Raw genomic sequence first — 11,444 nt, forward strand, 5'->3', positions numbered from 1 at the left:
ACCGCCCCACTGCACATACAGCGCCCCAGCAGCGCACCGGCGCTCCGGCCGCCCCACCTCACGTACCGCGCCCCTATGCACCGGTGTGCGCAGCGGCGTCCCCTTCTCGACGCGCCGGGGCATCCGATGTGCACCGGGGTGCGCACCGGCCGCCCCACTGCACAAACAGCGCCCCGGCACACCCGCGCCGGCCGCCCCGCTGCACGAAACGCGCCCCGCAAGGCCGACCCCTGCGGCGCGACGACCACGCTGCGCCGAGCGGTCAGTCGGGAACGACGGTCGCGACGAACCCGGCCTCTTCCAGCGTCGAGATGACGAGCGCACGGTGCTCGGCGCCGCGCGTCTCGACGCTCAGCTGCAGGATGACCTCGCTGATCTGCAGCCCCTGCCCGTGGCGGGTGTGGAGCACCTCGATCACGTTGGCGCCGACGCCGGCGAGCAACTCCGACACGCGGGCGAGCTGCCCGGGGCGGTCGGGTAGGGGGATGCGCAACGACATGTAGCGACCGGATGCCGACAGGCCATGCGCCACAACCCGCTGCAGCAGGAGCGGGTCGATGTTTCCGCCCGACAGGATCGTGACGGCGGGGCCGCTGGCCGTGACCTTGCCGGCGAGGATCGCGGCCACGCCGACGGCTCCGGCGGGCTCGACGACCTGCTTCGCACGCTCCAGCAGCACCAGGAGCGCCCGCGCGATGTCGTCCTCCGTGACGGTGACGACCTCGTCGACGTATTGGCGGATGAGCTCGAACGGCAGGTCGCCGGGACGGGCGACGGCGATGCCGTCGGCGATGGTGGGCGTGGTCGGAACCTGCATCGGGTACCCGGCGGCCAGAGACGACGGATAGGCGGCGGAGTTGTGCGCCTGCACGCCGATGATGCGTACCTGCCGTCCCTCGGCGGCGGCGCGGGCTTTGACGGCGGCCGCGACACCGGCGGCCAGCCCTCCCCCGCCGATGCCGACGATGACGGTCTCGAGGTCGGGCATGTCCTCCACGAGCTCGAGACCGAGGGTCCCCTGGCCCACGATGATGTCGCGGTGGTCGAACGGGTGGATCAGCACGGCGCCCGTGCGCTCGGCGAACTCCGCGGCGAGGCGCAGGGGGGTCTCGACGGTCGCCCCCTCGAGGATCACCTCGGCCCCGTATCCGCGCGTGGCCAGGAGCTTCGGAACGGGCACGCCCAGCGGCATGAAGATCGTCGCGGCGATGCCGAGCTGCTGTGCTGCCAGGGCCACACCCTGGGCGTGATTGCCCGCCGACGCCGCGACGACACCGCGAGCGCGCTCCTCGGCGGTGAGGCGCGACAGCCGGTAGGTGGCTCCGCGGATCTTGAACGACCCGGTGCGCTGGAGGTTCTCGAGCTTGAGGTTGACGGGCACGCCGAGCAGCTCGCTGAGGTGCAACGATTCGTCGAGGGGCGTGCGCGTGATGATGCCGCGCAGAGCCTGCGCGGCATCCTCGAACTCGGCAAGGGTGGGAGTGTCGTTCATGGTCTCCTTGCGCGTTCACGCGGGACGGTCTGCCAGATGAGATCTCGGGATGCCAGGGCTTCGCCCTCGTGCTGCCAGGCCTTCGACGCGAGGTAGACGGCGACGACGTTGACGAACGCCGCCAGCGGCACAGCGAAGAGGGCACCGGCGATGCCGCCGATCATGGCGCCGCCGGCGACGACGAGCACGACGGCCAGCGGGTGCACCTTGACGGCGGAGCCCATGAGGATCGGCTGCAGGATGTGGCTCTCGACCTGCTGCACACCCAGGACGACGATCAGCATGAACAGGGCGATGAGCGGGCCGTTGTAGACCAACGCGATGAACACCGCGAGAGCACCCGTCGCGACCGCCCCGACGAACGGGATGAACGCGCCGAGGAAGACGAGCACGCCGATCGGGATGGAGAGCGGAACGCCGAGCAGGAAAGCGCCGAGACCGATGCCGACCGCGTCGATGGTCGCGACCAGCAGTTGCGTGCGGGCATAGCTCTTGACGGTGCGCCAGCCGGCACGCCCGGCGCCGTCGACGGCGGGACGGGCGACGCGGGGGAAGAGCCGCGTCGTCCAGCGCCAGATGCCGCCGCCGTCGGCGAGCAGGCAGAGCAGGATGAACAGCGTCAGCAGCACCCCCGTGGCCACGTGGCCCAGGGTCGTGCCGATGGCGAGGGCGCCGGTCCACAACACCTCAGCCTGCTGCTGCAGGAAGGTTGCGGCCTGCCGCAGACCATCGTCGATTTGCTGGGCGCTGAGGTGCAGCGGCCCGTCGATGAGGTACAGGCGGAATTGCTCGACCGCCTCGGTGGTGCGCTCCCGCACCGACCCGAACTCGCGGGTGATCTGCCACACGGCGAGCCACACCAGTCCCGAGATGATGGCGATCGTCCCCAGCACCGTCACGAGGATCGCGAGCCACTTCGGCCAGCGGTGGCGCAGCAGGAACGAGAAGCCCGGCCACACCAGCGCCGTCACGAGAATGGCCACGAGCAGCGGGATGACGAGGAGCTTCAGCTGGATGACGAGGAAGACGACGACGGCGAGAGCCGCCGCGATGACGAGCAGGCGCCACGCGTAGGCGGTGGCCTGACGCAGCCCGGGCGGGACCGGGGGCTGGAGGTCGCTCGAGACGGTGCGCCTCTTGAGGGCGTCGAGGAACGATCCACGCGGTTCGGGATCGGTGCCACTCATCCCGCCAGCCTACCGCCGCCCTCCCGCATCGTTCGCGGGGGATGTCGGTGGTCGGGGATACCGTGAGGGGCATGACGACGACCCTCCGTCGCGCCGACGCGCGTCGCATCGCTCTGGCTGCTCAGGGCTTCGCCCGTCCGCGTCCCACGACCGTCGGCACGCGCCAGATCACCGCCGCGCTGCAACGCCTGCGCATCCTGCAGATCGACTCCGTCAACGTCTTCGCCCGCTCCCACTACATGCCGCTGTTCGCCCGCCTCGGCTCGTACGACACCGCGCTGCTCGACAGACTGGCGTTCTCGCGCCGGCCGACCTGGGTCGAGTCGTGGGCGCACGTGGCATCCCTCGTCTCGGTCGAAGACTGGCCGCTGCTGCAGTTCCGACGCGATGACCTGCGCCGCAAGTACGGCCACGACGCCTGGGCGGAGGCGAATCAGCCCCTCCTGCAGTGGCTCCGCGACGAGCTTGCCGAGCGCGGGCCGCTACGGCCGGCCGAGATCGACCACGATGCGCGCAAAGGCACCCGCGGCGCATGGTGGGGCTGGGACGACGCCAAGAACGGTCTCGAGCGGTTGTGGTTGTTCGGCGACGTGGCGATCGCCGGACGACGCGGGTTCGAACGGCGCTACGCCCTGGCAGCCGACGTGCTGCCCGCCTCCGCGCTCGAGACGACGGTGCCCCGCGCCGAGGCGATCACCGAGCTCGTGCGCCGCGCCGCCGTCGCCTACGGCGTCGCGACGGCGTCCGACCTGGCCGACTACTGGCGTATCCGCGATCGGCCGGCGGTGCTGGCCGGCATTCGCGATCTCGTCGACGCCGGTGAACTGATACCGGTCGAGGTGGAGGGGTGGCAGATCGCGGGTCGTCCCGCCAAGGCGTGGTTGCACCGAGACGCCGCCCGCCCGCGAAAGGTCGACGCCGCGGCGATCCTCACGCCCTTCGACCCGGTGGTGTGGTTCCGCGACCGCGCGGAGCGACTGTTCGATTTCGACTACCGCATCGAGATCTACACCCCCGCGCCGCAGCGTCGGTTCGGCTACTACTCGCTGCCGTTGCTCGTCGGCGACGACGTCGTGGGTCGACTCGACCTCAAGGCCGACCGCGCCTCGAGCGCTTTGCGCGTGCAGTCCGCGTGGTGGGAGGCGGGAGCGCCCCCGGATGCCGCTGAGCGTATCGCCGAAGAACTCCTCGCGGCCGCGCGTTGGCAGGGTCTCGAGAAGGTGACCGTGTCGCGGTGGGGTGACGCGGCGGACGCCGTCGCCGGTGCGCTCGCGGCGGAGCGGCACGAGCACCCCGACGGCCGGTCGAACTGAAACGCCCCCTCCGCCGGAGCGGAGGGGGCGTGTTCGTCAGAACTGCACGCGGGGAGGTTCCGCGATCGCAGCGCCGTCGATGACCTCGAAGAACTCGCGTTCGTGGAAGCCGAGCTGGCGCGCGAACAGGTTGTTGGGGAACACCTTGATCTTGGTGTTCAGTTCACGGACGCCGCCGTTGTAGAACCGGCGCGACGCCTGGATCTTGTCTTCGGTGTCGACGATCGAGTGCTGCAGCTGCAAGAAGTTCTGGCTCGCCTGCAGCTGCGGGTACGCCTCGGCCACGGCGAACAGCGACTTCAGCGCCTGCTGCATGTGTCCTTCGGCGACACCGGCCTCAGCGGGGCTCTGCGCCGACAGGGTCTCGGCGCGGGCACGCGTGACGTTCTCGAACACGGCTTTCTCGTGCGCCGCGTACCCCTTCACCGTCTCGATGAGGTTGGGCAGCAGGTCGGCGCGCCGCTTGAGCTGCACCGTGATGTCGCTCCACGCCTCGTCGACGCGCACGTTCAGCGCGACGAGGGCGTTGTAGGTGGCCCAGAGGTAGATGCCCGCGATCACCAGGATGCCGACGATCACAATGACCGGTACGAGCCACTCCCACATAAGTCCCCACACTTCCGTTCGAGAGATTGCTCTTCAGTGTAACTACGGGGTGGGGTGGAGACCGGGCGGTGCTATGGACTCCCAGGCGATCCGGATCGATTCGTCCGCGTTGCCGCCGGGCCGGATCGGCGCGTACCCCCGGTGGGACTCGAACCCACACTGAAGCGATTTTAAGTCGCCTGCCTCTGCCATTGGGCTACGGGGGCCCGGCATCCACCGTATCGCGGGGCGACCGCGCGCCCGCCGTCCCGCGGACCGCAACCCGGACACACCGACCCCGGATGCCACCGCCCGGCATGTCGACCACGCATCCGCACGACGGCCCCGCCACGCCGCACACCGCGCCACGCGCCGTCCCGCGGACCGCAACCTCGACACGCCGACCCCGGATGCCACCGCCCGGCGCGTTGCCCACGGCATCCGCACGACGGCTCGAGCACGTCGGCCCGTGGCATCCGGAAACGACGAGACCCCCGCACCCAACGGGCACGGGGGTCTCGAGATCACGAATTACTTCGCCGCGACCGGCTCGGCCTTCTTCTCGGCCGGCGCGGGCGCGTCCGCGGCGGGAGCTGCCGGACGCGGGCGAGCGGCGAACTCCTCGAACGCGGCGCGGGGCTGCTGGACGGCCTCGAGGTTGACGACCTCACGGCCGTGCAGGAAGTTCTGCACCCAGTCGCCGACCACGCGGAACTTGCGCTCCCACGTGGGCATGGCCAGTCCGTGGTAGCCGCGGTGAGCGAACCAGGCGATCAGGCCGGTCAGAGCGATGTTGCCCGACTGGAACGCGCCGTTGTAGAGGCCGAGACCCGCAACGGCACCGAGGTTCTTGTGGAAGTACTGCTTGGGCTCCTCGCCGCGCAGGACCGCCACGATGTTCTTCGCCATGAGCTTGCCCTGGCGCACCGCGTGCTGGGCGTTGGGGACGCAGAAGCCACCGACGCCGCCACCCGACAGGTCGGGAACGGCCGAGACGTCACCGGCGGCCCAAGCGCCCTCGATGATGTCTTCGTCGGTGCCGACGCGCAGGTCGGGACGGGTGCGGATGCGGCCGCGTTCCTCGACGGGCAGGTCGCTGCCGCGCACCACGGTGGGGTTGGCCATGACGCCGGCGGTCCAGATGATGAGGTCGGTCGGCAGGTTCTCACCGGTCGACAGCTCGACGATGCCGTCGACGGCACCCTTTACCTGGGTGTCGAGGTGCACGAATGCACCCTTCTTCGCGAGGTCGGCGAGCACCCACTCGCTCGTCTTCTGCGAGACCTCGGGCATGATGCGGCCCATCGCCTCGATGAGGTGGAAGTGCGTGTCGTCGAAGGTCAGCGTGGGGTACTGCTTCAGCAGCGACGAGGCGTAGGCGCGCAGTTCGGCGAACACCTCGATGCCGGCGAAGCCGCCGCCGACGACGACGACGGTCAGCAGACGGTCGCGCTCGGGGCCGGCGGGGAGCACCGACGCCTTGTCGAAGTTCGAGGTGAGGCGGTCACGGATGGCGACGGCCTCCTCGATGGTCTTGAGGCCGATGGCGTTGTCGGCGATACCGGGGATCGGGAAGGTCCGCGAGACGGCACCGGCGGTCACGACGATCTGGTCATAGGCCTGCTTGAAGGTCTCGTCGCCCGCGATCGGAGTGATCGTCGCGGTCCTGGTCGCGTGCGAGATGCCCGTGATCTTGCCCGCGATGACCGTGGTGCGCTTGAGGTGGCGGCGAAGGCCGACGACGACGTGGCGCGGTTCGATCTCGCCCGCGGCGACCTCGGGGAGGAACGGCTGGTAGGTCATGTACGGCAGCGGGTCGACGAGCGTGACTTCGGCTTCGCCTCGACCGAGGAGCTTCTCGAGCTTCCACGCGGTGTAGAAACCTGCATAGCCCCCACCGACGATGAGGATTCTGGGCACGGTAGTGGTCACGATGGGAGGGACTCCTCGTTAGTGATGCGGCTCGGCTCGCGGGAGGTGCGTGCCTGTCGGGATCGCCGGGCAGCAGCACTGACGCCGAGCGCAATCATTATAGCGGCCAGCGTGGCAGCACCGAGCGGCAACGACCCGTAGAGCACGCTATCGCTCGATGGCAGCAGAGGCGAACTCGCCTGCGGCGCCGATTCGACGGGTGGGAGCGGCGGGATGGTGACCGGGCTCGCGGTGGGCTCGGGAGCAGGCTCGGCGTCGGCTCGGCGGTAGAGGCGGATCCATTCCGTGAGGCTTCCCAGCGGGTTCTCGCTCACGCTCGCGACCGGGCTCGACGACACCGCGCGGGCGGCATCCACCAGGCCGTAGCCGTACAGCTTGTCGGGAGTGGTCGACGCCCCTGCGGCCGGCTTCGCCGTCTGGATCAGGCGGTTGAGGACGTTGTCGGCGTCGAGGTCGGGGTGGGCTGCGCGCACCAGCGCGGCGATTCCCGCGACGATGGGGGCCGCGCCGCTCGTGCCGTTCCACTGCACCAGGCTGCCGTCGGCGGAGACGCCGATCAGGCGCTCGCTGGGGGCCGAGAGGCCGATCGTGATGCCCTGCGTCGACGCACTGTTGCTCGCGGCGCCGCTCGGGTCGACGCCGCCCACGGCCAGGACGCCGGGGATCGTGGCGGGCGCGCCCACGCGGTCGGTGCCGCTCCCCCGGTTGCCGGCCGCCACGACGACGACGACGTTCTTGTCGAAGGCGTACCCGAACGCCTCGTCCCAGCTACGGTCCCAGTCCAGGGTGTTCGTCGTGAGCGAGAGGTTGATGACGGTGGCGCCGTTGTCGACGGCCCATTTCATGGCCTCGGCGATCTGCTCGGTGAACGGCTTCGACGTCGTCGCGCCGAATCCGACCGAGATCGACAGCAGCTCGGCCTCGGGAGCGACGCCGATCATGCCGCGGCCGTTGCCGGTGCCGCGGGCGGCGGCGAGTGAGGCGACCCAACTGCCGTGGTTGGCGTCCACCGCGCCGACGGGCGTGCGCCCGTCGCTGGAACCGACGCCCGAGACGTCGATGCCGCCGATGACAGCACCGCTGAACTCCGTCGGGCCGCGGCCGATGCCGGTGTCGATGATGGCGATCTTCTGCCCGGCTCCGCGCGTGGTCTTCCACGCCTCGCGGACGCCGTACTGGTCGAGCCAGTACTCCGCCGCGCGCACCGAGTCCGTCGGGTCCTCGGCAACCGGGCCGGCCGGCAGCTGCGGGGCCGCCGTGGACGCCGGCAGGACGGGTGTCGCCGTCGCGCCCGTGAGCACCGCCACCAGGATGACGGATGCCACAGCGGCGGCGACGCGCTTCATCCGCCGGTCCCGGGGCTCTCGCACTGGCAGCGTTTGGGCGACCACCTACCGCGCTCGAGGGCTCGGTCGCCGATGGGGTTCACGCCCGGACCGGCCGCCAGCGCGTGCCCCGCGAGCGCGTGCAGGCACTTCACGCGCGTCGGCATGCCGCCGGCCGAGATCCCCGCGATCTCGTCGGGCTCCCCGTAGGCGGCGCGGTCGCTGAGGTAGGACTGGTGCGCCGCCTCGTACTGCTGCTGCAACTCTTCGCTCTCGGCGAGCTCGTCGGAGAACTCCTTCATGACGTGCCCGGCTTCGAGCACCGACATCGCGGCGGTCGCGGCCGGGTGGGTGAGGTAGTAGAACGTGGGGAACGGGCTGCCGTCGTCGAGACGGGGCGAGGTCGCCACCACCGTCGGGTTACCGCACGCGCATCGGGCGGCGATTCCGATGACTCCCCGGGGGACGCGGCCGAGCTGCGCCTTCAGCACGACCAGGTCGGCGTCGGATGCGGGGGGAAGAGGTGCGGTAGTCATCGCTCCCAGGGTACCCGGCCCCTCCGGCGTGCGTCGGAAGGCGAGACGGATGCGGTCAGGGTGCAGGAGCGTCGGGCGCGGGCGTCGGATCGGGCACGCCGATCGTCGGCACGGCGACCTGCGCTGCGCCGGACGCGGTGACCGAGCGCACCAGCTGCGCCATCCAGTCGGTGCGCGTCTGGCCCACGTCTCCGCTGACGTCGTCCTGCTCCTGCGGCGTCGCCGAAGCGGGCAGATCGTTGTCGATGAGGTAAACGACCTCGCCCGGGAAGGTATAGCCGAGGCGCTCGCGCGCCTGCGTGCGGATGTAGGCGGGGTCCGACCACCGGTCGCGCTGCATCTGCAGATCCTCGACCGAGGACTGGCTGATCTTCACCGCGCTCTCGAGCGCCGTGATCTGCTGGCGCTGGTCCATGTACGTCCCCACCGTGGGCACGAGGACGAAGGTGCCCAGCACGACCAGCCCGAGCATGATGACGACGAAGCCCGAGACGCGCACTCGGCCGAGCCAGTCGCGCACGTCGACGCGGCGTTCGGGAGCCGGCGGCCGCGGCAGACGATCGGGCCCGGCGCCGGGCGCACGCTTCTTCGCCTTCGGAGCCTCGGATGCCACGGGACGGCGGGGAGGCAGAGTCGGTCGTTCCACGCCCCTCCCTTCGTTTCGTGGACTGTCGGTCAGGCCGCACGCGAGTCTACGTCGCGACTCGGGGGCGCTCCGGGGACGCGCCGGGGGCTCGGCATCCGCTCAGACGGGGCCACCGTGATCGGCCGGGTCGGCGGGATCATGATCGCCCGGTGGACGCGGTCGCGGACCCCGGGAAACGACGAGGGAGGGGAAGCCTCGCGGCTCCCCCTCCCTCGGATCGAACGATCAGCCCTTGAAGCGGGGGAACGCCGAACGGCCCGCGAAGACCGCGGCGTCGCCGAGGTCTTCTTCGATGCGGAGCAGCTGGTTGTACTTCGCGACGCGCTCGCTGCGTGCGGGGGCGCCGGTCTTGATCTGGCCGGCGTTGACCGCGACGGCGAGATCAGCGATCGTGGTGTCTTCGGTCTCGCCCGAGCGGTGCGACAGCATCGAGGTGTAGCCCGAGCGGGTGGCCAGGTTGATGGCATCCAGCGTCTCGGACAGCGTGCCGATCTGGTTGACCTTCACGAGCAGCGAGTTGGCGATACCGAGGTCGATGCCCTTCTGCAGACGCTGGGGGTTGGTGACGAACAGGTCGTCGCCGACGAGCTGCACCTTGGTGCCGATGGCATCCGTCAGCTTCTTCCAGCCGTCCCAGTCGTCTTCGGCGAGCGCGTCTTCGATCGTGACGATCGGGAAGTTCGCGACGAGGTCGGCGAAGTAGTCGACGAGCGTGTCGACGCTCCATTCCTTGCCCTCGACGGTGTAGACGCCGTCCTTGAAGAACTCGGTCGCGGCAACGTCGAGGCCGACGGCGATGTCCTGGCCGGGGGTGAAGCCTGCCTTCTCGATCGCGCGGATGAGGAAGTCGAGGCCCTCGCGGTTGCTGGGCAGGTCGGGGGCGAAGCCACCCTCGTCGCCGAGGCCGGTGTTGTAGCCCGCGGACTTCAGCTCGCCCTTGAGGACGTGGTAGACCTCGGTGCCCCAGCGCAGCGACTCGCCGTAGGTGTCGGCGCCGATGGGGGCCAGGAAGAACTCCTGGAAGTCGATGCCGTTGTCGGCGTGCTCGCCACCGTTGATGACGTTGAAGAGGGGAACGGGCAGAAGGTGCGCGTTGGGGCCGCCGAGGTAGCGGAACAGGGGCAGGTCGGCGCTGTCCGCGGCGGCCTTGGCGACGGCGAGCGAGACGCCGAGGATGGCGTTGGCGCCGGTGCGCGACTTGTTCTCGGTGCCGTCGGTCTCGATCAGGATCTCGTCGATGATGCGCTGCTCGCTGGCTTCGACGCCCTCGATGGCGGGACCGAGCTCGTCGACGACGGCGGCGACGGCCTTGAGCACGCCCTTGCCGCTGTAGCGGCTCTTGTCGCCGTCGCGCAGCTCGTAGGCCTCGAACGCGCCGGTGGACGCGCCGGAGGGGACGGCCGCCCGCTGGACGATTCCATCGTCGAGGAGCACCTCCACCTCGACGGTCGGGTTACCGCGCGAATCCAGGATCTCGCGCGCGTTGACAGCCTCGATAAGTGCCACGAAGGACTCCTCGTTGGTTCTGGGGAAAGAGGGCGGAACGTCGTCGGTCCGTCGTCGAGTCTAGTGACACGGGGTGGCGGCCGTGGGGACCGATGCCGGTCGGCCGCGGATCCGCGAACGCGAGGTGGCGGAACCCGCCGATGCCGCCGTCCGTTGCGGAGCGTTCCGTCGACCGGCTGACGGACCTCGCGACCGGGTCAGGCAGCGGCGGTGTCCACGATGATCGCCAACGCGATGCCGTCCCAGCCTTTGCGGTCGAGGGTCTGCAGGGCGGTGGCGTCGAAGCGGGGGTCGGTGCCGAGCATCTCGACGCCGCGGCGCGCGCCCCGGACCTTCGTGTCGGGAGTGTCGGCGTCGGCGACCTCTCCCGCGCGCACGACGTTGTCGAGCACGACGACGGTTCCGCGCCGACCCAGGCGCGCCGCCCAGTCGAGGTACAGGGTGTTGGACTCCTTGTCGGCGTCGATGAAGACGAGGTCGAACGGGTCGCCGCCGGCAAGGGTGGGCAGCACGTCGGCCCCGCGTCCGATCCGCACCTCGACGCGGTCGGCGACTCGGGCGCGCGTGAGGTTGGCGCGGGCGATCTCGGCGTTGTCCGGCTCGGCCTCGATCGTCACGACGCGGCCGGCGGGGCCGACGGCGCGGGCGAACCAGATCGTGGAGTATCCGCCGAGGGTGCCGATCTCGAGCACCCTCCGCGCCCCGGCGATCCGGGCGAGCAGATGCAGGAACTTCCCGTTGACGGGGGCCACCTCGATCGCCGGGAGACCGGCGTCGTGCTGCGCCCGCAGCGCGGCATCCAGCATCGGATCGTCACCGACGAGGGTGGCGGTGAGGAAGGCGTCGACGTCGTCGTGGGTGGGCACGATCCCACCCTGTCGGCGCGGGCGGCGCGGGTCAACGCCCGGGAGCACGGTGCACG

The 11,444-nt window shown here is 70.5% G+C and carries 10 protein-coding genes and 1 tRNA gene; 1 reads left to right on the forward strand and 10 read right to left on the reverse strand.

Translation table 11 applies throughout. The annotated features are described in order from the left end of the window. Nucleotides 1–262: 262 nt before the first annotated feature. Together ilvA and RWP81_RS08980 are read right to left on the reverse strand one after the other, a co-directional pair. A complete protein-coding gene (gene ilvA / locus RWP81_RS08975) occupies nucleotides 263–1,492 on the reverse strand; it encodes a threonine ammonia-lyase (protein ID WP_314455059.1) in 1,230 nt (409 codons plus the stop codon). Then, nucleotides 1,489–2,679, reverse strand: a complete 1,191-nt coding sequence (locus RWP81_RS08980) for an AI-2E family transporter (RefSeq protein ID WP_314455062.1) — start codon at nucleotides 2,677–2,679, stop codon at nucleotides 1,489–1,491. The genes ilvA and RWP81_RS08980 overlap by 4 nt, the downstream gene beginning before the upstream one ends. Nucleotides 2,680–2,750: 71 nt before the next feature. Here RWP81_RS08980 and RWP81_RS08985 point away from each other — a divergent pair, with 71 nt between their 5' ends. Next, nucleotides 2,751–3,992 carry a DNA glycosylase AlkZ-like family protein gene (locus RWP81_RS08985; protein ID WP_314455064.1) on the forward strand — a complete coding sequence of 414 codons (1,242 nt, stop codon included), beginning with the start codon at nucleotides 2,751–2,753 and terminating at the stop codon, nucleotides 3,990–3,992. 36 nt (nucleotides 3,993–4,028) lie between these two features. Here RWP81_RS08985 and RWP81_RS08990 read toward each other — a convergent pair whose 3' ends face one another. The 8 genes from RWP81_RS08990 to RWP81_RS09025 form a co-directional block, all read right to left on the reverse strand. Continuing rightward, nucleotides 4,029–4,598, reverse strand: coding sequence for a LemA family protein (locus RWP81_RS08990; protein WP_094734002.1), 570 nt, complete (start codon nucleotides 4,596–4,598; stop codon nucleotides 4,029–4,031). A gap of 133 nt (nucleotides 4,599–4,731) precedes the next feature. Continuing rightward, nucleotides 4,732–4,804 (reverse strand) — tRNA-Leu (locus tag RWP81_RS08995). A 304-nt stretch (nucleotides 4,805–5,108) separates the two neighbouring features. Then, nucleotides 5,109–6,509, reverse strand: coding sequence for an FAD-dependent oxidoreductase (locus tag RWP81_RS09000; RefSeq protein ID WP_314455070.1), 1,401 nt, complete (start codon nucleotides 6,507–6,509; stop codon nucleotides 5,109–5,111). Beyond that, nucleotides 6,506–7,855: a S8 family serine peptidase gene (locus RWP81_RS09005; RefSeq protein ID WP_314455073.1), complete on the reverse strand. Its 1,350-nt coding sequence runs from the start codon at nucleotides 7,853–7,855 to the stop codon at nucleotides 6,506–6,508. The genes RWP81_RS09000 and RWP81_RS09005 overlap by 4 nt, the downstream gene beginning before the upstream one ends. Continuing rightward, nucleotides 7,852–8,370, reverse strand: coding sequence for a DUF501 domain-containing protein (locus tag RWP81_RS09010; RefSeq protein WP_314455076.1), 519 nt, complete (start codon nucleotides 8,368–8,370; stop codon nucleotides 7,852–7,854). Before RWP81_RS09010 ends, RWP81_RS09005 begins: the two co-directional genes overlap by 4 nt. Nucleotides 8,371–8,425: 55 nt before the next feature. Further along, entirely contained in the window at nucleotides 8,426–9,016 is a 591-nt protein-coding gene (locus tag RWP81_RS09015; RefSeq protein WP_314455079.1) for a septum formation initiator family protein, read from the reverse strand. Nucleotides 9,017–9,241: 225 nt separating this feature from the next. Further along, nucleotides 9,242–10,522, reverse strand: a complete 1,281-nt coding sequence (gene eno / locus RWP81_RS09020; RefSeq protein WP_314455082.1) for a phosphopyruvate hydratase — start codon at nucleotides 10,520–10,522, stop codon at nucleotides 9,242–9,244. A gap of 197 nt (nucleotides 10,523–10,719) precedes the next feature. Beyond that, nucleotides 10,720–11,391 (reverse strand): O-methyltransferase, encoded by a 672-nt coding sequence (locus tag RWP81_RS09025; protein WP_314455085.1) that lies wholly within the window; start codon nucleotides 11,389–11,391, stop codon nucleotides 10,720–10,722. Between the last annotated feature and the right edge of the window lie 53 nt (nucleotides 11,392–11,444).

This window comes from uncultured Microbacterium sp., assembly GCF_963521695.1.
GTDB lineage: Bacteria > Actinomycetota > Actinomycetes > Actinomycetales > Microbacteriaceae > Microbacterium.